This is a genomic window from Rhizobium sp. L9 (assembly GCF_002531885.1).
GTDB lineage: Bacteria > Pseudomonadota > Alphaproteobacteria > Rhizobiales > Rhizobiaceae > Rhizobium.
Map to the genome: position 1 here is coordinate 1 of NZ_NWSZ01000016.1, position 22,500 is coordinate 22,500.

The following is a 22,500-nucleotide window of genomic DNA, read 5'->3' on the forward strand; positions in this document are numbered from 1 at the left end:
GACCGCGCCATGGCGGCCCGCGAAAGAGGTATGAAAGGGTTGATCTTGCCGACAGCGCGGAAACCTTTAATGCTGCTCTGGCGTTTCGGCAGCGATAAAAAATGATCCCTCGTATCAAGACTAGAGAATCGTCACTTCTTCCCGGAGCCGGCGTCTTCGAGCGGCTGCTCGAGGCGGGCTTTGCGGGTGATATCGAAACCAGCGCCGCCTCGCGCACCGTTCTTTCGACGGACAACTCGATCTATCAGGTAGAGCCGGCGGGGATCCTCTTTCCCAAGGATATCGAGGACATGAAGACCGTGATGCGGGTCCTCTCCGAAGACCCGTTCCGCGGTCTGCGCGTCGTCGCGCGCGGCGGCGGCACCGGCACCAATGGCCAATCGCTGACGGACGGCCTCGTCGTCGACTGCTCACGGCATATGAACCGGATCCTGGAGATCGATCCGGTGCGGCGTGTCGCTCGCGTCGAAGCCGGCGTCGTCAAGGACCAGCTCAATCGCGTCCTTGAGGATCATGGCCTGTTCTTCGCACCGGAACTTTCGACCTCCAATCGGGCGACGATCGGCGGCATGGTCTCGACCGATGCCTGCGGCCAGGGCTCCTGTCTCTACGGCAAAACGAGCAACCATGTGCTCGGCCTCAGGATCGTCCTGACCGACGCAACGGATTGGTGGTCGCGTCCTCTCGACGACGTGTCTCTCGCCGAAATCAAGTCACGCGGCGACCGCGTCGGGGAGATCCATCGGACGATCGACGGCATTGCGCGCGATAAGCGCGAGCGCATCGAGGAAATTTTTCCGCGCCTGAACCGCTACATGACGGGTTATGACCTCGCGCATATCCGCCGCGAGGACGGACGCTTCGATCTCAATGCGATTATGTGCGGCTCGGAAGGCACGCTGGCGATGATCGCCGAGATCGAGCTCAATCTGTTGCCGATCCCGAAATATGCGGCGCTGGTCAATATCCGCTATGACGACTTCAACACAGCCCTCGAAGACGCAAGGTCGCTGACCGCGCTGAATGTCGCCTCAGTGGAGACGATCGACGAGAAGGTGCTTGGCCTTGCCAAGGACGACATCGTGTGGAGCGGCATCGCCCGGTTTTTTCCGGACGATCCGCGCGGCGCGGCCAACGGCATCAATATCGCTGAGGTGTTGGCCGACGAACCGATGGAGTTGGAACAGAAGCTCATGGCGGTGACGTCGGCACTGGCCGGCGCCGATGTCGTCCGCAACATCGGCCTTACGATCGCCCGGGAGAAAGCGGACGTCGAGGCGATATGGGCCATGCGCAAGCGCGCAGTCGGCCTTCTCGGCAGTGTCGAAGGCCCGGTGCGCCCGGTGGCTTTCGTCGAGGATACTGCCGTCCCTCCCGACAATCTCGCCGCCTATATCCGCGAATTCCGCGCGCTCCTCGATGCCGCGGGCGTCTCCTACGGCATGTTCGGGCATGTGGATGCGGGCGTGCTTCACGTGCGGCCGGCCCTCGACCTGACGCGGGACGACCATGTCCCGCTCATCCGGGAAATCACCGACGCGGTGGTGGCGCTTACCCGCAAGCATGGCGGCGTTCTCTGGGGAGAGCACGGCAAGGGTGTGCGGTCAGAATATGTGCCGGAATTCTTCGAGGATCTCTATCCTAGCCTTCAGCAGATCAAAAAGGCGTTCGATCCGGAGAACCGCCTCAATCCGGGCAAGATCGCCACACCCGGCGATGGCGCACTGATGAAGATCGACGAGGTTCCCTTGCGTGGAAGCGTCGACCGCATCATTGGCAACGAGATCCGCGCAGCCTTCGACAATGCGGCCTATTGCAACGGAAACGGCGCCTGTTTCGATTTCGACGAGACCAGCCCGATGTGCCCGTCCTACAAGGCAACCCGCAACCGGCTCTACTCGCCGAAAGGGCGCGCCGCTTTGATGCGGGAATGGCTGCGGCTGCTCGTCGAGCAGGGCATCGATCCCCGTAAAGAAGCGGTTCGGCTCCGCAATTCCAACAAGGCGATCGGGTTCATCAGACGGGCGTTCAATTCGCTGAACCCGGCCAACCGCTCCGATTTTTCGCACGAAGTGCGGGCGGCCATGGATACCTGCCTTGCCTGCAAGGCCTGCGCCGGTCAATGTCCCGTCAAGGTCAGCGTCCCGGCGTTCCGGTCGAAGTTCCTGAACCTCTATTACGGCCGCTACCTCAGGCCGCTGAAAGATCCGCTGGTGGCCGGCATCGAGACGACGTTGCCGCTGATGGCGCAGATCCGTCCTCTCTACAATCTCCTTTCCGGAACGGCTGCCGGCCGCGCGGCGATGAAGCTTGTCGGCCTGACCGCGCTGCCGAAGATGCCGCCGGCATCGCTGGCCGGCCTCGGCGTCCCCGTCGCCGACGCGGAGCAGATTGTGACGATGTCTTCCGAGGCGCGCGCCCGCACCGTCGTCTTCGTTCCCGATGCCTTCACCGCGCATTTCGACCCCAAAGTGGTCGTCGCCGCCGTCGAGGTCGCCCGCAAGCTCGGCCTTGTGCCGTTGATCGCGCCGCCGCTCACCAACGGAAAGGCGCTGCATGTGCACGGTTATCTCGACCGCTTCGAAAAGGCGGCCGCCGCGACCTCGCGCTCTCTGGATCGTTTGGCGAAAACCGGCGTGCCGCTTGTCGGGCTGGACCCGTCCATGACCCTTGCTTATCGCAGCGAGTACAAGACCCTGCCGAAAGGGCCATCCCACGCATCCGTGCTGCTACCGCAGGAATGGCTCGCCGCAAACGGCAGGAACCTGGCGGAGGCGATCCGGCGGCAGGCCGGGGCGACGGTCCGGCTTCTGCCGCACTGCACCGAACGCACCAACATGCCCTCGGCGGTCGCGCAATGGAAAGCAGTCTTCCGCAGCCTCGGCATCGAGCTGCAGGTGGCCGATGCCGGCTGCTGCGGAATGGCGGGAACGTTCGGCCACGAAGTCCGCAACAGAGAGATTTCCGAAAAGCTCTATACGATGAGCTGGGCACAGATCACCGCCGGCGAGGAAGGGACCGTGGTCATGGCGAGCGGCTATTCCTGCCGGTCGCAGGTCAAGGAAATAGACCGCAGGACGATCCCCCATCCTCTGGAAGTCATCCGGGATCTGTTAGGTTGAAAACCCGGGTGCCGCAGGCAAGCAGCGAGACCGTGGAGTAGGATCGCGGTCGGTTTCGCGGCTATCCGAAACGAAGCTGCGGCGTCTCGCAGGGAAAGAGCCCGCACGCCAGTGCCGGCCTGCTGACAAACCACTGCAAAACCCGCGCTTCATCCCACGGTCTGTGCCGAGGATCTGCGCAGGCCGTCAGATGCTCGACACCAGGCCGAGCACGACGCGCGGCGATGTTGAACAGCCCACCACATGAATCAAGTTCCATAATTCAGCTTATGCCAGATTCGCCTGTGGCGGGGTACATTCTATTTCCAAGTGCGACATGCCAATGATTTCAATGGCTTCACTTTGGAGATTTTGCCGCCATCACGGGTGTTATCACCGTCGCCCCGCCCGCCGCCACGATGCTCGCTCCGATGATTTCAGCTAGTGCCGGCGCGAGCGCTGCTCCGGTAACGCCGCCCAAGAACTTGAGAGCCGAGTCTCGCAGTTGCTCCGGAAGGCCCTGAGTGGGATCGTCAGGCGTCGCCGCGCCAGTAAGCTGCCCCACGCCATCGATAATCATCGGGCCTACGTATTGCAGAGCCGGGTATTGGGGAAGGAGCTTAGCGAAGGCGGCCGCGATGGCTCCTACAACGTCAGCAACCTCTGCAAAATCATCCCACCCTCTCGTCTCAGCCATTTTTGGTTCTCCCTCTACGCCAGCGCTTGGCTAGAAAAACAATATTTCCGATGATCACGTAAGATGAAATGAACAAAATCGGAAGTTGAACAATTACAACGAGGTAGCTTCCGCTCCTGCAAATCCTCTGGACCGAAGAAGATATTAAAATAATTTTAGTATTATCGAATATCGTCGCAAATGGATAGCTAAAGAACACAAAGCATACGAGGACAAAAATAAACGTTGCTCGATCGAAGAAATAAGCAAATACGACAGAAGCCAAAGATAGTAGTATTAGTGCGAGCCCAGTATACGTATATACAAAAATAATTGCGTTTAATAACGCGGCGACTGAGCGATCGCATTCAATATAATTACCGCCAGCGTACACTATCGGAGCCCCAACTTGGTTGGCGTGGTAAATTGAGACAAAAATTACAGATACCGTTCCAATGGCGCTTAAACAAAGCGGGAGCAGACCCCACTCCTTGTGGAGCGACTTAGGCTCAGATGACATTTTGATTCCGCATTGTTAGAAATTTGTCAGGGTACGCGTCGACGCCAATCCAAATTGCAGGGATCGCGTCATTTTTGGGAGAGCGGATTGTCTTTGTCAAAGGCGCAAGACCGGACACATTTCGCAGTTTAATTTGGCATCATCTCAAATTGACAGACGACTTGCACACCGTGACCACGATACAGCAATCATCCTGGGAATTGCGATTGAGATTGGTCACGACCAACGCATAGGTCACCAAAGGTGACAGACTGAGTCGCTCGACTGCCACAAGTCCTGCGGCCTTCTCTGCGTCCAACCTGCGCCCATTTTCCTAGAGAGATGCAGTTGCCCTCATGCTCCTGTTGCAGCAGCATTCACGTCTTCCCCTACCCCGAGCTGCCTGATCGTAAGTTGTGTCCGAACAGCCACGACACAGCGGCGAGATTACAAGTTGAAAATGCGATTGCAAGTAGAATTTTTTTCTATTTGCTTGCGATGGTGGAGTCTTTTCACAGGCTGAACTCGCGTCTTCCGAAGTCGTTGAAACAGCTCTCGCCAAAGTACGGCAATTCCCGCGCGGCGGATGGCAAAAACTGCCCCGCTGTCGGCGTCCATCATCGCAACAAGGGCCGGCGAGCCCAGGGCGCTCCGATCCGAGCTCGTAGAGCGCCCTTTTCTTCATCATACGCAGCGCCTGCACAACACGGTAGAGCCGGTAGCCTCTCGCCTACCGATGATGACTGGATCTGGTGGATTCAAACGACCTGCATCGCTCCCCGCCAGGCGTCTGCGGTTCTTGGCACGCGCTACTACCGGATCGTCCGAGATCTCGAACTCACCGCTCAGCACCAGAGCACGCATGTCACCCGACAGCGTCATGCGCTCATAGGTTATGGCAGCGCAACTTCCCAAATAAGTCTCCTGTCTCTGTCAGATGCCTGGAATACTGGCGATTTGTATTGCCTGTATCCACGGGAGGCGCGGCGTTGTTTCAGCGCCGTGGAAATGGCGCTATTTGACCGGCCAATAACCCGACGAGTTGGTCCGCCATCATGGATTCACGGTCGGAGATATGAAATGGCGCCTCTGGCAGCGCTTCTCAGGAGTGTCGCGAATACTTTCAATGCAACCAGGTCATCGGATTTCAACGATTGTGGTGAACGCTTGTCCGGGTCCTGGGAAATCACAAACGATGCAGAGAGCGTATTGGCTTTCACGAGCCACATGGAGATGTGGCAGTGCGTGACGATCCCGCAACCCGTCTTCAAAGGCATCGTGGTTCGAATGGAGCAGAAGACAATTAAGACAAAGCTCTACTCGTTCAAAACGCCGGCGCTTTTTCAAACGGATACGCGAACGCCGTCAGGGCTGCAAAGAAGGCGGCAAAGGAGGCCAGGGCTCGGGCGGAAGAAGGCGGCCGGCCAGAGTCCGTCGCCTTCCCCGTCCTCACTCCCCGCCAAGCCGCGGAGGCTGAGTTCGAGGAGCCTGTCGCACAGCACATCAGCAACATCTTTGGCGAAGAGTAAAGGAGAGACGACGTGAAACGAGCTATCGGCTCCCACGAAGCAGAGCGCAGCCTGGCTGCGATCAATCACATCCGCGAGCAGCTTGACCCGGAACGCCTGGCGATCAACGACCGGCTTGCCGATATTTGGGAACCGTACCTTCCGCTGGCCCGCGACGAACTTCTCCACGAGGCTTTCAAAAGCCTCGTGGACAGCGTCACTACGCCGATCGAAGGGCGGCCTGACAAGCGGCGAATTCTCGCGATTTGTGGGCGATCGGGGGCCGGGAATGCCAACGTCAGGAGCAAGGACGACGACCTCCAGCCTGGCCGAAACCATGAGCGTTCGGAGTCGTCATATCAGGGCCAGACCGCCATGGGCCTGCTCTGACGAGGTGCGCAGGGAACGGAATCCGGGCAATCAGGTTAGTCCAAGGAAATGCGGCCTTTCGAGCCCTGGCGACGAGGTGAACCCGAGGAGCAGGTTGTGAATGTTGTAAGTTTTCCGCGCCAGCGCCGCGATGATCCCGATCGCGCTTTCGTCAGCACCGATGCAGATGAGCGACGGCTCTATAAATTTGCCCTGCAGTACGAAATGGATGGCAAGAGCTGGGCGACCGACATCTGGGCCTATTCATCCAAAGACGCCGAAGATCGCGTCGCTGCGATGCGGCGATCGCTGACGATGTGCGGTCAGCTCTATGCCGAGGTGGAGGCCAACGCTCCGACGCCGCTCTGAGCATTTGCGACGCGGCTATTGCCAATCGTCTTCCGTCATCGGCTATCGACAGCGCCGCTCGTCACTTTGCCGACTCGCCTGGAACAGTTTGTTTCTCGAAGAGTTTGGATCGCAAAATATCTGTCGGGGATTCTCCTTCGACAATATCGGGAGGCAAAAATGTCAGCGCGATCGAAACATCCGCCAACTATCGGCGAGAGCACGCATGCGGCTGGCGGATGGGCGGCGGCGCGATCTCTTGGAGAAATTCTTCTCCGCGAACACGTCCCCCGATCGGGGCCGTCACTGCTTTCCCATCACAACAAACCAGACGGCTACATGTGTGTCAGTTGCGCCTGGGCCAAGCCTGCAAAACCGCATGCGATGGAATTTTGCGAAAACGGCGCAAAGGCGACCGCCTGGGAGGTCACTTCCCGCCGCGCCGACCGCGCCTTCTTCGCCGCCCATACATTGCATGAGCTGGAGCAATGGAGCGATCACGATCTCGAAGAACAAGGTCGCCTGACCCATCCGATGCGGTGGAACCGCTCGACCGACAAATACGAGCCGGTGGACTGGAACGATGCATTCGCAGAAATCGGCGGGGAGCTCCGGTCAATTCCTCCGCGTGAGGTTGATTTCTATACGTCCGGGCGCGCCTCCCTCGAAACCTCTTACATGTATCAGCTTTTTGCCCGCATCTTCGGCAGCAATAACCTGCCCGATTCTTCCAACATGTGTCACGAAAGCTCCTCGGTCGGCCTGCCGGAAAGCATCGGAGCCTCCGTCGGCACGGCAATCCTGTCCGATTTCCAGAACTGCGATTGCATTTTCTACATGGCGCAGAACGTCGCCACCTCTTCCCCGCGGATGCTGCATGACTTGCAGGATGCCGTCGACCGGGGCGTGAAAATCGTCACCTTCAATTTGTTGCGCGAACCGGGCCTCGAACGTTTCACCAACCCGCAAATGCCGAGCCAGATGCTGACCGGCCGGTCGACGCCGATTTCGTCGGAATATTATCAGGTGAAGAACGGCGGCGACATTGCGGCCCTCTTCGGCGTCTGCAAAGCCTTGATCGAGGCCGACGATGCAATGAAGGAAATGGGGATGAGTAAGGTTTCCGGCTCCGATGCCGTGCCCCATAAACCGGATAATGCCGCGTCGGTGGCGTTCGCCGCTTCCATTGCGGCGGCCGACAAAAAGCATGTTCTCGACCACGATTTCATCAACACGCATACATCGGGTTTCGAGGAGTTTGCCGAAGCCGCCCGCCGATATGACTGGGCCGAACTGGAACGTGTTTCCGGCTTGACCCGCGAGCAGATGATCCAGGCAGCCCGCACCTATGCCCATTCGGAAGCGGTGCTGATGGTCTATGGCATGGGTCTGACGCAGCATGTGATGGGTGTCCAGAACGTTCATATGGTCGCCAATCTCGCGCTGCTGCGCGGCAATATCGGCAAGCCGGGCGCCAATATCTGCGCCGTGCGCGGCCACTCGAACGTGCAGGGCCAGCGCACGGTCGGGATAACGGAAAAGCCGGACCTCGTGCCGCTCGACAAACTGGCGCAACTCTACCAGTTCGAACCGCCACAATGGGAAGGACGCTCAACCGTCGACACCTGCAAGGCGATCATGGAGGGCGAGGCCAAAGCCTTCGTCAGCCTCGGCGGCAACTTCCTGCGCGCCGTCCCGGAAACGGAAGCGATGGAGGAGGCCTGGCGCAAACTCCGCCTGACCGTACAGATCGCGACGAAGCTCAATCGCAGCCACGTCATCCATGGCGAAATCGCCTATCTCCTTCCCTGTCTCGGCCGTATCGAAGTCGATGAACAAGCGAGCGGTCCGCAAGCCGTCTCCATCGAAAGTTCCGTGGCGCATTTCCATGGCTCGCGCGGCAAGGCGAAGCCCGCAAGCGAGGAGCTTCTGTCGGAGCCCGCCATCATCGCCGGCATCGCCAAGGCGACGCTGGCGAAGGGTCGAGTCCCGTGGGACGAATGGGTCGGCGATTATTCGAAGATCCGCGATGCGATCGAAGCGACCTATCCCGAGACGTTCAGGGATTTCAACAAACGCATGTTTCAACCTGGCGGCATTCCGAGACCCGTGCCGGCCAGGGAACGCAAATGGACGACGCCCAACCAGAAAGCCAATTTCATCACGCCGCCGCGGCTCTTCCCCGAACTTGACATCGGTCCGGGCGCCACAGAGGTTCTCAACCTCGCCACGTTACGCTCCAACGACCAGTTCAACACGACCATCTACGGTTACGGCGATCGCTATCGCGGCGTGCGGGGATCGCGAAAGGTGGTATTCATGAACGAAGAGGATATTGGCAGACTGGGCTTCAAGGAAGGCGATTTCGTCGATCTGACGACCGCCATCGATGTCGCCACAACGCGCCGCGTCACCGGCTTCAAGGTTGCTCGGCACGCAATTCCGGCCGGGTGCTGTGCGGCTTATTACCCTGAGGCGAACCCGCTCTTTCCGCTGGCGCATCACGACGCCAAGGCCAAGACCCCGTCTTACAAGATGTTGCCGGTGCGGCTCAGTCTCTCGGCCCTGTCGTCGCGGTCCTGACCCGGGTCCCGGCAATGCGCGAAAGCAAGCAGGTCCCCTGGTCGGCGGCAGTATCGCTTCTCACGATGGCAGCCGTCTGGGCCGCCATCGCCTGGGCAAGCCAACCGCGCTTGCGTCGCGCCCATCCCGCCGTGACGTCCGGTCCCACTCGCTTCCCTTTGCTTGCCAATAGCGCCGTCAAGAAGGACGGCACCTGGTTGGTCTCGATAGTGCTGCTCTGTATGTTCGTGATCGGAGCCACGATCGGCTGGGCAAGACATCCAAGGCAATATCGTGCCGATCCACCGGTCACATCGTCTCTCGATGAGTTCCGGCTGATGCCGGACAGGATCGGCGGCACACCACCCGACGTCTATTTCGCGCTTGGTAAGCCCTATGAGCGCACCGCCTATGATCTGAGCCAGGGCAAGCGCCTTTATTCCTGGTTCGGCTGCCCTACTTGCCATGGAGACGGACGAGGCGGGACCGGCCCTTCGTTTCTTGACGGCTGGTGGTTTTATGGCTCGGAAATGGTATCGGTCGTGGCATCCATTCGCGACGGACGGCCTCACGGCATGCCTGCCTTCGCGAACAAAATGACGAGCGACGAGATCTGGCAGCTCGCCGGCTATGTCAGGACGATCGGCGCCTATTCGGCCCTCTATACCGCGCCAAGCCGCAACGACGACAAGCATACAAGACCGGCCGAGAACCGGGCGCCGGCCGTAACTCTTTTCGAGGAAGGGCCGGTGGGCGTCCGCTCCGATCGAGGTGTCCGGCCTTGAAGACCGCCCCGGCATGCACCCTGTTTCTGTCCGGCTGCGCTGCGGGCACGCAATCGGCACTGAATGCGGACGGACCCGCCGCTTCGGAACTCAGAAGCCTGATATTGCTGTTTGTCGCCGTCTGCGGAGTCGTCTTCGTGCTTGTCATGAGCGGCGTGGTATGGGCGCTGGTTCGCAGGAAAAACCAGATCCCCGGCGAACCGCAAGCCGAGCGTTCCATGGCAAGGGTCGTTGCCGGCGCAATCGTTATGACCGTCCTGGTCGTAAGCTTCCTGACGATCACCAGCTTCTACGCAACCAATGGCGTCGACCGCGGCCGCGACAATTCGCCGACCATCGCCGTTCGCGGGCAGCAGTGGTGGTGGCAGTTCACCTATCTCGATGCGGATCCCGCCAGGACGTTCCAGACCGCCAACGAGCTGCATATCCCCGTGGGAACCGATGTCCGGCTGCGCCTGGACTCGACTGATGTCATTCATTCCTTCTGGGTGCCGAACCTGACGGGAAAGCAGGATCTGGTCCCCGGCCGCGACAACCGGCTGACGCTGCATGCCAGCAAAGCCGGCATCTATCGCGGCCAATGCGCCGAATTCTGCGGCCTGCAGCACAGCCACATGGCGCTGTTGGTGATCGCCGAGGAGCCGGAGGACTATGCCAGATGGCTGGAGCTGCAGAGAAAGACGGCAGCCGCGCCGGCCGACGGTGACGCCGCTACGGGAAAGCTCGTGTTCATGAGCAAGCCTTGCGCCGCCTGCCACACCATCCGCGGCACCGAGGCATCGGGCACCTCCGGGCCTGACCTCACCCATGTCGGCAGCCGCAGCATGATTGCGGCGGGGCTGTTGGAGAATACCCGAGGATCGGTTGCGGCATGGATTGCCGACCCGCAAACGCTGAAGCCGGGCAACAACATGCCGTTGGTCCCCCTCACCGGCGAAGAGCTGCGACAGGTGAGCGCCTATATGAGTGGTCTGCGATGACGGTCGGCGGCAGAACCCCTTCCCCCGCCGACCTGGCTGCCGGCTGTCCCGAGGCGGAAGCCTTCCTCAGGCGCACATGGTCGACGCCGCCTGGATTATTAGCAGCGCTCTCCACGGTCGATCACAAGATCATCGGCAGACGCTATATCGCGACAGCCTTTGTCTTTCTCATCCTCGGCGGCGTGCTTGCACTGGCGATGCGCCTCCAGCTTGCTTTCCCCGAGGCCCGCTTCATCAGCGCGGACCGGTACAATCAGATCTTCACCGTGCACGGGACCAACATGATGTTCCTGTTTGCGGTGCCGGTCATGGAGGCGATGGCGGTCTATCTCGTTCCTCTGATGGTCGGAACCCGCAACATCGCCTTTCCCAGACTGAACGCCTTCTCCTACTGGATCTATCTCGCCGGAGGGCTGCTGCTGTGGATCTCCCTCGCCCTCGATACTGCCCCCGATGTCGGCTGGTTCTCCTACGTGCCTCTGGCCGGCCCGCAATATGGCGCGGGGAAACGGGCAGACCTCTGGGCACAGATGATCACCTTCACCGAGGTCTCCGCCCTCGCCGTTGCCGTCGAAATAGTCGTGACCGTTTTCAAGCTGCGGGCACCCGGCATGTCGCTCGATCGAATCCCCGTCTTCGTCTGGTCGATGCTGGTCACCGCCTTTCTCGTCATCCTGGCCATGCCGGCAATCATGTTCGCCAGTTCGTCGCTCATTCTCGACCGGCTGGTCGGCACCCAGTTCTATAATCCCGCGGAAGGGGGCGATGTGCTTCTCTGGCAGCACCTGTTCTGGTTCTTCGGTCATCCCGAGGTCTACATCATCTTTCTTCCGGCAGTCGGCATCGTCTCCGCCATGATCTCCACCTTCACGCGGCGTCCTGTGTTCGGCTATATGCCGCTGGTGCTAGCAATGATCGCCACCGGAATTCTCTCCTTCGGCCTGTGGGTGCACCACATGTTCGTGGCCGGCCTGCCGCGGCTGGGGAGCAGCTTTTTCACCGCCTCGAGCATGGCAATCGCCATTCCCGCCGGAACCCAGATCTTTTGCTGGCTGGCAACGCTGTGGGATGGCCGTCCGGTGTTCAAGACACCGCTGCTTTTCATCATCGGCTTTCTCATCACCTTCGTCATCGGCGGCCTGACCGGCGTCATGGTGGCGTCGGTGCCGCTCGATACCCAGGTCCACGACACCTATTTTGTCGTCGCCCATTTCCATTATGTGCTGATCGGCGGCTCCGTCTTCCCGCTGATCGGCGCGATCTATTACTGGTTCCCGAAGATGACCGGCCGGATAATGAGCGAAAGGCTCGGCCGTTGGGCCTTCGGCCTGATCTTCACCGGCTTCCACCTGACTTTCTTCCCCATGCACATCCTGGGCCTCCAAGGCATGCCGAGGCGGGTCTACACCTATCCGCCCGAGCTGCCCTGGGCTGGCCTGAACCTGTTCGTCAGCCTCAGCGCCTTCATCCTGGCCGCCGGCTTCCTCGTCTTCTTCATCGATGCCCTGCGCAGTTTCCGCCACGGCCGGCCGGCCGGCCCCAATCCCTGGAACGCCTCGACATTGGAATGGGCCGTAGCTTCGCCCCCTCCCCCTTACAATTTTCGGCATATTCCCGTAGTCGAATCGCGCGAACCGCTCTGGACATCCGGCGAGACGTTGCCGGTGGCGACCGGACTTCGGATCGATCGGCGGGAACTGATCGTCAGCAGCGTCACATCAGGCGAGCCGGAAGCGCGGGAGTCCTCGCCAGCCGATTCCATCTGGCCATTTCTGGCCGCCATTGCCACGAGCATTATGCTGATCGGCTCGATCTTCAGCCCGTGGGCCGTCGTCTGGGGAGCCGTGCCGGTGGCAATCACTCTGACGGGATGGTTCTGGCCCAAGCAAACGCCGGAGGACGAGTCATGAAGGAGCGCGTGGTCACCGATCTGTCGAAGCTTCCCCTGCACGGCCTGGGCAGTGCGAGCCTGACGTTCTGGGGCACCAGTGCCTTCATGCTGATCGAAGGCATGGGATTCGCCTTGGCGATTGTCGTCTACTTCTATCTCATGAGCCTGGCGCCGCGTTGGCCGATCGAAGCCCCTGCCCCGGATCTTCTTCCCGGCACAATTCTCACCCTGCTGCTTCTCGTCAGCATCGTGCCGAATATGCTCGTCGCGCGGTGGGCAAAGCACAGGGATCTCCCCAAGGTGCGCGCGGGACTGATCGTCATGGCGCTTCTCGGAGCGGCACCCCTCATACCCCGCGCCTACGAATTCCCTGCCCTTCACATCGGCTGGGACGATGATGCCTATGGATCGATCGTCTGGACCATGCTCGGCCTGCACGCAACCCACATCATCACCGACCTCGTCGATACCGTCGTTCTCGCCTGCCTGATGTTTTCGAAGCATGGCGACAATGCGCGGCGCTACGGCGATGTCGAAGACAACGCGCTCTACTGGAACTTTGTCGTCCTCGCCTGGCTTCCTCTCTACGGATGCATCTATTGGGTGCCGCGGCTATGAGAACAGCAACCACAATCGCTTTTTTTCTTATGGCGACACCGGGATTGGCACATGACGGCCATGCCCATTCGAGTTCCTTCCCATGGACGGCCGATCCCTGGATAATCGCGCCGCTCGCAGTCTGCGCAGCCCTCTCTGCAAGCGGAAGCGTTTGCTTGATGTCGCGATCATCCACGGGCCGCCGCATCGTCGCGCAGCGGCTTTTGGCCTATTGGGCGGGCTGGCTGGTGCTTGCCGGAGCGCTTGTCTCTCCCCTGCATTGGCTGGGAGAGCAGCTTTTCACCGTCCATATGATCGAACATGAGCTGGTCATGGCGGTTGCCGCGCCGCTCATCGTATCGGCACGCCCGTCGGCGGTGTTGCTCTGGGGGTTGCCTAGGATCGTCAGGCGCCGGGCAGGACAGATGCTCGCCTCGAGCATCGTCCGCAGGAGCTGGACGTTGCTGAGCAACGGCACTGTCGCGACGCTGCTGCACGGGGCGGCAATCTGGGCATGGCACGCGCCTGTTCTGTTCGACGCCGCGATCGAAAGCACGCCGCTCCATCGTCTGCAGCATCTTTCCTTTTTCTTAAGTGCCGTCCTGTTCTGGTGGTCCGTCATCTGGAAGACGAACAGGGGGCTGGCGGCCTGGCATCTCTTCCTGACCATGCTCCATATGAGCATTCTCGGGGCCCTCCTCGCCCTGTCACCGAACGTGCTCTACGCCGTGCAGACCCGATCGTCTGGGGCTTGGGGGCTGTCGCCGCTCGAAGACCAGCAGATGGCAGGCCTGGTAATGTGGGTTCCCGCCGGCGTCATCTATGCCGCGATTGCGCTGGCGCTGACGGCTTTGTGGATCAGGGATTCCGGAAAGGGAGGCGCAGATGGAACACGTATCGTCGCCCCATAATTCCCTTCGCCCCGCTTTGCTGATTGCCGCCTGCTTGGTGAGCCTGACGGCGGCATTGACCTTGACCGACATCTACCGGCAGCGATCCGAAAGGCAAGCTGTTGCCGTCGCCATGACAAAAGGCGATCCGGCGCGGGCGCCGGCGATTTTTCGCCGATATGGCTGCGCCGGATGTCACACCATTCCAGGCATCGAGGGCGCCGACGGCAAGGTCGGCGGCGATCTCTCCGGTCTGCGCGAGCGGGTCTACATTGCCGGCGTGCTCAACAATTCCGCCGACAACCTCATCGGCTGGATTGTCGCGCCGCAGGCCCATTCGCCAAGAACGGCAATGCCGGCCACCGGAATATCCGACCAGGAGGCCCGCGATCTGGCAGCCTATCTCTATGCTCGTTAGAAATCTGGGTTTCCGATCAACCCGCCTTTAAAGTTGCTCGGATCATCACGGCGCTCGACAGCGCGAGATTGTCGCTGAGCTGACCAACCGCGGCGCCGACGTGAAGGCGATACGGCTTTTGACCAATTTCGAGGAGTCGCAGGACATGCATGTGGCGCACCTTGAGAGGCTTAAGGCAGAGTTGCTAGAATGTGACGAGAAGCAACAGGCCGGCGGATCCGCGCTGCGACGGGGCAAGAACTTTACGTCGATCTCTTAGCGACAGCATCCGCTGCAAAAGTCTTTGCGCGTCCCAAAAACGGGGTTGGGGTCGAACGATTGCGGCGTGCAAAACTTGCCCTCCAATGGGATCCCCGTCTGTGACGAAATTCAGCAATTTTCGCCACTGTGATTTAGGAGCGGCTATTCCTACCCGGTATTTGGGGGTTGTAGAAGTGAGGACGTGATTGGTCATGCGCCCTTCTAACATTCTCGCCACCCCGCAATGAAAACCCCATCAACCGCTCGTATTCCGCCTCCGGAATGCCATAAGAACCACTGGCCTTGAGAATGAGGCCCTCGCGATCGAGGACGATTACCTTTCCTCGTACCGACCGGATGAGTTTTTCGCCTTCTAGAATTGGAAGTACGCCCGTAACTCCGGAACGCCGGACGCCGAGCATCGAAGATATATGCTCGTGGGTCAGAAGCAGCACCTGGCCTTCCGATCGATCATCGAGCATAAGCAGCAAACGGGCCAGTCTCTGTTCGATGGAATATCGGCTGTTGGCGAGGGCCGTATAACCAATTTGAATTGCGAGCGTCCTTGAAAACGTTGATGAAAGCGATCGCAACTGCGGTGCCCTCTGCGTCAGACGAAGGAAGCTGTCGACGTCGGTGCGCTGCGCGGTTCCTTCGGTCTGCACCACAAGCTTGTAGGGAGTGCGCCAATCGCCCTCCAACAGCCCCGTGCCGGTTACCCCTTCACGCCCGATAAGGCCAACCTCTACCTGTGAGCCATCCAGCGACAAGGCGACCAGCGAGACCGTCCCGCTTTCAATGAAGGAAACCGTCGTGATCTCTCCAAACTGCCTTTCAAGAACCTCGCCTTGAACCAGCTGAACCTGCTTGAGATGCGGCCGGATAAGATCATCTTCTCGCGGAGAAAGAGCGGAAAGAACGAGATTCTTCTGACCGCCTGATGACCTCGCCGTCGAACCTCGGCACTCGGAAAGGGCAGTATAAATCGCGCTCGTGTCCAGCGGTTTTTCCACGAAAATCCGATCCGCAAAGCGGGGAGGCACGACATCACGGCTGTAGCCGGTTGCGAAGAAGAACGGGATATTGCGCTTAGCCAGCGCATCGGCGACAGGGAACACCGTCGTTCCACCGAGATTGATGTCCAGAATGGCCACTTCAATTTGGGAATCTTCAATATATTGCAACGCTCGTTCGACGCTCGGTGCAGGCCCGACTATCTTGATTCCGGTTGCTGTCAGCTTCGATGCGAGTTCGCTGGCGAGAGCGTAATCGTCCTCGACGACCAGGACAGCCTTTTGCGCGAGTTCGTCAAAAGCCGTATTCATGACGATCTGCCTCTCACATTATACCTGTTCACTCAAAACGTTGCGGCCATTGCACTGTTCCGTCGCCCAACCTGATGACGTTGCATCAATAATAGCTTAATCCCCCCGTTCTCGCGTTCTTCAATATCACTCGATCGGCGATACGCATCAAGGATGGGACGTCGGGCGCGGCGGCAGCGACTTCAGGTATCGGGCGATAGCCATCCGGTCGGCCTCCGGGAGCTCCGCCGTATTCTCGACCACATCCGCCATGGACCAGCCGACATAGCCGTGACCCGGCGTCCTGCCGCTGTGAAGCATTTCGGCGACATCCTGCTGCGACCACGAGCTGATACCTGTCGGCGTGATGTTAGGGTTGAAGCCGACACCTTCAGAACTCACTCCGCCGGCGAACCTGGTTTTTGGCTTCAACGCGCCGAATATGTTGCGGGATGAGTGGCACTCGGCGCAATGACCGAGCGTCTCCACGAGATAGGCACCGCGATCATGCACGGGATCGCCGCTCAGCGCTGCTTCCGATCTGCCTTCGTGGAAGAACAGAAGCTTCCAGAAGCCGACGAAGCGGCGGATGCGAAACAAGGGGGAAATATCGTGTGGCTGCGGGCACTCCGGCACGGGCGAAAGCGAGTGCAGAAAGGCGTAGAGATCTCTGACGTCGCCGAGAGTCATCCCCGTGTAGCTGGGATAGGGGAATACCGGGTAATAATGCTGCCCTGAGGGAGAGACCCCTGAAATCAGCGCATTGGCAAGGTCGGCAACCGACCACGATCCGATACCGGCAACCGGGTCGGGCGAGATATTGGGAACTCTGAAGGTCCCATAGGGCGAGGCCAGTGCAAGATCTCCTCCGAGCCTTAAGCGGTCCGGCTGACCGGGGGAAGCATGACAGGAGGAGCAGCCGCCTGCAGCAAAGACCACTCTGCCGCGCTCGACATCCCCCGGCGTCAGCGTGGGATCGCCGGCAGCGAAGCGTGGATGCGGCCTCGTCAGCAGCCAGGTTGCGAGGCAGACAAGGAGGACCGCGGCGACAGCGGTCGAAAACAATCGGGCACCTTTCACCATCCTGGACCCGCTAGAGCAATCCCGGGAAACCTGTGAAACAGTTTTCCGTCCGGAGTTGCGAACGACAACTCAGAGCGGTTTCGCGTTTCCATGGAAAGCTCAATCGCTCTGCATGAACACCTCAACCGGGCGGCGGCTCGACCATATATGGCCGCCGCCCCAGGCGGCAGAGATAAACTTCTCGCTCGGGATTGGCCTCTATGACAAAACCCGAGCTGCGCAGCATCGCTTCGACCGCCGCCTTGTTGGGAATGAACCAATTGGTGGGATCGGCAGCATAGCGCTCTTCGACAAAGAACAGCTTCGGAAAATCCGGCCGGTTAAAAACCTTCCATTCCGAAAAGTCGTAATCCTCTTCAAGAGTGGCAATACGCTCTTCGCCACGCTGCAGGCATTGGAACAGCATGAGATCTGCAACCACGTGCTCGTATAGCAGATCCAGTGCCAACAACGGATGGCGCAGATGGTAAAGCACGCCCATGAAGAGCACCAGATCGAACCTCTCCCCGAGTTTCGACACCTCATAAACCGACATCTGCCTGAACTCGACATCAAGGCCGAAATGATCGGCGGCGAAACGGGCCTGCTCGAGATAACGTGGATCGCTGTCGATGCCCAACACCCGACCGGCGTTGCGGCGCTTCATTTCGAGCGAATAAAAGCCGGCATTGCAGCCGATATCGAGAACGCTCCGCCCTTCCAGGTCCTTGGGCACGACATGTTTGAAGCCTTCCCACTTGAATGCCGGGTAGTCACCGAGAAAGTGATCCGGTGCGGTTTCGAACTCCCCGAGCCGCATATTCTGAAACCAGGGGCCGAGTTCGTTGATACGCTGCTTCAAAGCCAGGTTCGTCATCGCTTGTATCCGCTTCTCGCTTAGTTGTCCAAGGGAGCAGCCTGCGGGGCCACCGCGCCCCGATGACGACGAGCCGCCGCGACGCGTTTTCGGGGGCCATCATTCAAATTGGCGGCAAACCAATCGATCGTATATCTCAGCCCCTCGGCGAGGGGCACCGTCGGCTGCCAGTCGAGAAGTTCGGTGGCGCGGGAAATGTCGGGGCGGCGGCGCTGAGGATCATCCTTCGGCAAAGGTCTGTAGGCAACAGCCGTTCGCACCGGCACCATCGAGCGGATCATCTGCGCGAGGTCGTTGATGGTGAACTCGCCCGGGTTGCCGAGATTGACGGGCGCTCCGGGGTTGGGCCGCAGATCCATCAGGGCCATCAGACCGCCCACGAGATCGCTGACGTAGCAGAAGGACCGCGTCTGCAAGCCGCTTCCGTAAATGGTCAGCGGTTTGCCCGAGAGAGCCTGCACGATCAAGTTGGAAACGATCCGCCCGTCATTCGCCTGCATTCGCGGCCCATAGGTGTTGAAGATGCGGGCGACCCGCGCGTCGACGCGGCCCGCACGCAGCATGTCGAAGCAAAGGGCCTCAGCGGCGCGCTTTCCCTCGTCATAACAGGCGCGCGGTCCCGTGCAGCTGACATTGCCGCGATAGTCCTCTTTCTGAGGATGCTCGGCCGGATCCCCATAGACCTCACTGGTCGATGCCTGTAGAAACGAGGCCCGGTGCCGCTCGCCGAGCGCCAGCAGATTACCCGTGCCGGCGACACACGTCATCATCGTGTGAACGGGATCCGCCTGGTACTGCGGTGGCGAGGCGGCGCAGGCCAGATTGTAGATCTGGTCGAGCGGTTCGTCGATTTCGAGGATTTTGCAGATGTCCTGTTCAATCAGCCGGAAACCCGGGTGATTCATCAACGGTCGGACATTGCCGGGCGAGCCGGTGAGATAGCTGTCGACGCAGATCACGCTGTCGCCACGGCCGAGAAGAGCATCACAGAGATGCGAGCCGACAAAACCGGCGCCTCCTGCCACCAGAACAGTCTTGCCTTTTCCGCGACGATTGACTTGAAGCATCGATACTCTCCTTCACGCTGAGATACGGTCGAAAGCTGGATTGGCGGGCAGGTCGGAAAGAGCCCGGACGAGCTCACCGGCACGTGCGGCACCGGTATGACTGCTCATCACCAGCTTTCTCGCTGCGGCGGCGACCGCCAGACGGTCAGTGTCGGGAAGCTCCGTCAGCAGCGCCACGACATCCTCCGGCGCGCGCGCAATGAACAAGGCCTCGCCGTCCGGCAGCAGCTCATCGAGGCCCTGCCAGAAGTCGCTGATAATGGGCGCCCCGCAGGCGGCAGCCTCGAACAGCCGCACGCTGGGAGACCAGCCGGCGGCGATCATGTCGCCGCGGGTCACGTTCAGCGTGAACCGCTGCCGGCTGTAAAAGCTTGCGTGATCGGCAGGCGGCAGATGCTCGATGCGCTCGACATTGGCCGGCCATTCGATCTCGGCGGGATATTGCGGCCCGGCGACAACGAAGCGCATCCACGGCAGGCGGCAGGCCGGCTCCAGCAGAAGCCGCTCCAGTGTCGGCTGCCGGTCGGGGCTATAAGTTCCGAGATAACCGAGATCCCAGCAAGTGGGCTCGCCGGTATTGGCATAGCGCCTCTCGTCGACCGAACAATAGAGCGCGATGGCCCTGCGCGCGCCATATCTCTGTTCGAGCCGCGTCAACACCCTTCCTCCGGAGAAGGAGAAGTAGGTGTCAAATAAAGGAATCTGGCGCAGCGCCAGATATTCCTCGTCGCCGCGATCGAGCTTGGCGAGGGTGACCGGCGTGTCAATGTCATAGAAGCAGAGCCGTTTCAGCTCCAGCGCCCCGAGCCTGTCGATGAGCGGCACGCCATCGGGAACATAGGATCCGACGATGACGGCGTCGGCCTTGCCGAGCCTTTCGCCGTGACGCTCGACCATTGCGCCGATATCGGAATAATAGGCGAGCTCGCAGAAATCAGGCGAAGGTAAGTCCCGATGGCTGGCATACCACGGCACGTCCCGCTCCAGGAACAGGACCCGATGGCCACCCTGCCTAAGGCCTTTGATCAAGGCGCGATAGGTCGTGGCATGGCCATTTCCCCAGGAAGAGGAAAGAGAGAGGCCGAAGAAGACGATGTCGAGCGATCCCCTCATTCGGCGGCCTCCCGCGCGCCAAGACGGGCGCGAAAAATCTCGTCCGCCGTTTCGGCGCGATTGACATAGGTATGTTCGGCCAGAACGCGCCGGCGCGCCCTTTCTCCGATTTCCCGTGCGGCTTGGTGGGACAAGCCGCTGAGCAAGGCAGCCACGTCCTGTCCGTCGCGGGCGACCAGGACCTCCTCGCCGGGCTTCAGAAAGACATCGATGCCTTCCCAGTAGTCGGTAATAAGGCAAGCCGCGGCGCCAGCGGCCTCGAAGACCCGCGTCGCAGGGGAAAAACCATTCTCCGCCATACTGGCGCGCGATATGTTGAGGACCGCCATCGGCGTCACGTTGAAGGCGTTGTGATCACGCGTCGGGACATGGCCGATATAGCGGACGTTTGAAGGGATCGGCTTGTCCTGCCAGCCGGAACCGCCGAGCAGGAACGTCCGGTTCGGCAGACGCGACGCCGGTTCCAGGAAGAAATGCTCGACCCTGGCCTCGCGATCCGGCAGGCGGTTGCCAAGGAAACCGAGATCGGCGACGAAGCGGTAGTCCTGCGGCACCGGATGATGCGTTTGCGGGTCCAGCGCATTGTAGATAGGCACGCATTCGGCCGCTCCGACGGAACGATATGCGCTCACGACAGGATCGCCGCCGCCATAGGTCAGCACGAGATCAAGCCCGGCGAGGGCCCGGCGCAAAGGATGATCTGGGTCGGCCCTGAGTTCGGCAAGCGTCGCCGGCGCGTCCACGTCCCAGAAGATCTTCAACGCTTGGGGCCGGGCATTGCGCAGCACCTCTTCCAGCAATCGGTCGTCCTCGAAACCGACGCCGCTTGCCTTGACGACGATATCAGCGTCGGCCGCCTCGCTTGTCACGGCCTTGAGGGCGTCAATCGTCCCTTCGTAGACGACGACCCTGCACCAGTCCGGCGGATCCATGTCGCGGTTCTTCTGCCGATCATAAACATCGGGCTCATAGAAGGTGATGTCATAACCCTTCTCCGCCAGCGCCCGCAGCAGACCGCGATAATAAGTGGCGGCGCCGTTCCAATAGGCGGAGACGAGACTTGAACCGTAAAAGGCGATCTTCATTCGGCGGCCTCCCTGGATTGCAGGTTTGCGGTGACCCTATGCGTGCCGCAGCGCGCCAGGATGGCGAAAAGCTCGTCGACGCGGTGGCGGCAGGTGTGACGGGCCTTGATCGTTTCAAGGCCGGCAGCGGCAAGGCTCGTAGCCAAATCGGCGTCGGAGAGGATATCGCGCAGGCTTTTCTTCATCTCTTCACCATTGCTAACGACAAGATAGTCGCTGCCGGACTCGAACAGATGTTCGACGTCGTTCCAGGGCGCCGAGAGCAGGGGTATTCCGCAGGCGAGCGCCTCGAAGACACGGATGGTCGGAATACCCGGCAGGTGTTCGACATAGGGTCGGCGCGGAATGTGTACGGTGACCCTATGGCGGGCGAAGGCCGCGGGAACGTCGGCATTGGCTATCCAGCCGCCATAGGCGATGCCGGCCTTGCGCAGCTCGTCCAATGCATGGCCGGGATAGCGCACGCCGCGAACGATCGTGTTCAAGCCGAGATCTCTGGCGGGACGGATCAGGAATTCGCCGATTTCGGCCGACCGTTCGTCGTCGCCCCAGTTGCCGATCCAGATGAGGTCTCCGGTTTTCTCGATCTCCGGCAGCGGCCGAAACAGGGCGTCGTCGGCCGCCTCGTGCCAGGTAAAGACCGACTTTCCCCAGCCGGCTCTGAGATAACGGTCGCGCAGCGTCTGCCCGAAGGCCAGCACACCATCATAGTCGTCAAGCGCCAGCCCCGCGATATCGCCTTCGGCGGAGACAGCGCGATGATGCGTATCGTGGAAAAGCAGCGTGAAGGTCGCGCCATCGCGCCGGATGCGGCCGAGCCTCTCGACCAATTGCGGTTCCGTCCACTCGTGAACGATGACGACGTCGGCGTCGGCAAGCACTGCTTCGTGGTCGAACTCGACACCATAAGTCCGCGAACGGTGCTGCGGAAATGCCTGGTGAAATGCCTCGACCGCAGCCGCCCCCTGGTCTCGCACCAGATTGGCCCGGCTCCAGGCATCCTGCGGCTCCAGCGCCAGCGTCTCATGACCGCGCCGCTGGAGATCGCGCATGACGCCGCGAAGAAAATGAGCATTGCCGTGATTCCAGTCGGAGACCAGTGAATGGGTGTAAAAGACAAACTTCATG

General features: G+C 60.4%; 18 protein-coding genes. 10 read left to right on the forward strand and 8 right to left on the reverse strand.

From position 1 onward, the window contains the following. Positions 1-101: 101 nt before the first annotated feature. Positions 102-3,122, forward strand: coding sequence for an FAD-binding and (Fe-S)-binding domain-containing protein (locus tag CO660_RS16880; protein WP_097599689.1), 3,021 nt, complete (start codon positions 102-104; stop codon positions 3,120-3,122). Between the two features lie 337 nt (positions 3,123-3,459). Here CO660_RS16880 and CO660_RS16885 read toward each other — a convergent pair whose 3' ends face one another. Next, positions 3,460-3,798 (reverse strand): hypothetical protein, encoded by a 339-nt coding sequence (locus CO660_RS16885; protein ID WP_097599690.1) that lies wholly within the window; start codon positions 3,796-3,798, stop codon positions 3,460-3,462. Positions 3,799-5,817: 2,019 nt separating this feature from the next. On the opposite strand from CO660_RS16885, the gene CO660_RS16895 reads away from it, so the two are divergent. From CO660_RS16895 to CO660_RS16935, 9 genes are all read left to right on the forward strand, one after another. Further along, positions 5,818-6,174 carry a hypothetical protein gene (locus tag CO660_RS16895; RefSeq protein WP_097599692.1) on the forward strand — a complete coding sequence of 119 codons (357 nt, stop codon included), beginning with the start codon at positions 5,818-5,820 and terminating at the stop codon, positions 6,172-6,174. A 96-nt stretch (positions 6,175-6,270) separates the two neighbouring features. Then, entirely contained in the window at positions 6,271-6,522 is a 252-nt protein-coding gene (locus CO660_RS16900) for a hypothetical protein (protein ID WP_183704250.1), read from the forward strand. 159 nt (positions 6,523-6,681) lie between these two features. After that, a complete protein-coding gene (locus CO660_RS16905; protein ID WP_097599694.1) occupies positions 6,682-9,084 on the forward strand; it encodes an FdhF/YdeP family oxidoreductase in 2,403 nt (800 codons plus the stop codon). A gap of 221 nt (positions 9,085-9,305) precedes the next feature. After that, complete coding sequence (locus CO660_RS16910; RefSeq protein ID WP_097599761.1) at positions 9,306-9,848, forward strand: cytochrome c; 543 nt, start codon at positions 9,306-9,308, stop codon at positions 9,846-9,848. Continuing rightward, positions 9,845-10,828, forward strand: a complete 984-nt coding sequence (gene coxB, locus CO660_RS16915; RefSeq protein WP_097599695.1) for a cytochrome c oxidase subunit II — start codon at positions 9,845-9,847, stop codon at positions 10,826-10,828. The genes CO660_RS16910 and coxB overlap by 4 nt, the downstream gene beginning before the upstream one ends. Next, the gene (ctaD, locus tag CO660_RS16920; protein ID WP_097599696.1) at positions 10,825-12,738 is read left to right on the forward strand and encodes a cytochrome c oxidase subunit I; all 1,914 of its coding nucleotides are present in this window, start codon (positions 10,825-10,827) and stop codon (positions 12,736-12,738) included. The genes coxB and ctaD overlap by 4 nt, the downstream gene beginning before the upstream one ends. Beyond that, positions 12,735-13,337, forward strand: a complete 603-nt coding sequence (locus CO660_RS16925) for a cytochrome c oxidase subunit 3 (RefSeq protein ID WP_097599697.1) — start codon at positions 12,735-12,737, stop codon at positions 13,335-13,337. Before ctaD ends, CO660_RS16925 begins: the two co-directional genes overlap by 4 nt. Further along, positions 13,334-14,227 carry a cytochrome c oxidase assembly protein gene (locus CO660_RS16930; RefSeq protein ID WP_097599698.1) on the forward strand — a complete coding sequence of 298 codons (894 nt, stop codon included), beginning with the start codon at positions 13,334-13,336 and terminating at the stop codon, positions 14,225-14,227. Before CO660_RS16925 ends, CO660_RS16930 begins: the two co-directional genes overlap by 4 nt. Further along, positions 14,202-14,624: a c-type cytochrome gene (locus CO660_RS16935; protein ID WP_097599699.1), complete on the forward strand. Its 423-nt coding sequence runs from the start codon at positions 14,202-14,204 to the stop codon at positions 14,622-14,624. The genes CO660_RS16930 and CO660_RS16935 overlap by 26 nt, the downstream gene beginning before the upstream one ends. 392 nt (positions 14,625-15,016) lie before the next feature. Here the strand turns inward: CO660_RS16935 and CO660_RS16940 are convergent, their stop codons facing one another. From CO660_RS16940 to CO660_RS16970, 7 genes are all read right to left on the reverse strand, one after another. Further along, positions 15,017-16,189, reverse strand: a complete 1,173-nt coding sequence (locus CO660_RS16940; protein WP_097599700.1) for a helix-turn-helix domain-containing protein — start codon at positions 16,187-16,189, stop codon at positions 15,017-15,019. A 147-nt stretch (positions 16,190-16,336) separates the two neighbouring features. Continuing rightward, positions 16,337-17,251, reverse strand: a complete 915-nt coding sequence (locus CO660_RS16945; protein WP_097599701.1) for a cytochrome c — start codon at positions 17,249-17,251, stop codon at positions 16,337-16,339. 121 nt (positions 17,252-17,372) lie between these two features. Next, complete coding sequence (locus CO660_RS16950) at positions 17,373-18,107, reverse strand: TIGR04290 family methyltransferase (protein ID WP_097599702.1); 735 nt, start codon at positions 18,105-18,107, stop codon at positions 17,373-17,375. 20 nt (positions 18,108-18,127) lie between these two features. Continuing rightward, a complete protein-coding gene (locus CO660_RS16955) occupies positions 18,128-19,174 on the reverse strand; it encodes a UDP-glucuronic acid decarboxylase family protein (protein WP_097599703.1) in 1,047 nt (348 codons plus the stop codon). Between the two features lie 12 nt (positions 19,175-19,186). Continuing rightward, positions 19,187-20,287 carry a glycosyltransferase gene (locus tag CO660_RS16960; RefSeq protein WP_097599704.1) on the reverse strand — a complete coding sequence of 367 codons (1,101 nt, stop codon included), beginning with the start codon at positions 20,285-20,287 and terminating at the stop codon, positions 19,187-19,189. Then, positions 20,284-21,372, reverse strand: coding sequence for a glycosyltransferase (locus tag CO660_RS16965; RefSeq protein WP_097599705.1), 1,089 nt, complete (start codon positions 21,370-21,372; stop codon positions 20,284-20,286). The genes CO660_RS16960 and CO660_RS16965 overlap by 4 nt, the downstream gene beginning before the upstream one ends. After that, a complete protein-coding gene (locus CO660_RS16970) occupies positions 21,369-22,499 on the reverse strand; it encodes a glycosyltransferase (RefSeq protein ID WP_097599706.1) in 1,131 nt (376 codons plus the stop codon). The genes CO660_RS16965 and CO660_RS16970 overlap by 4 nt, the downstream gene beginning before the upstream one ends. Between the last annotated feature and the right edge of the window lies 1 nt (position 22,500).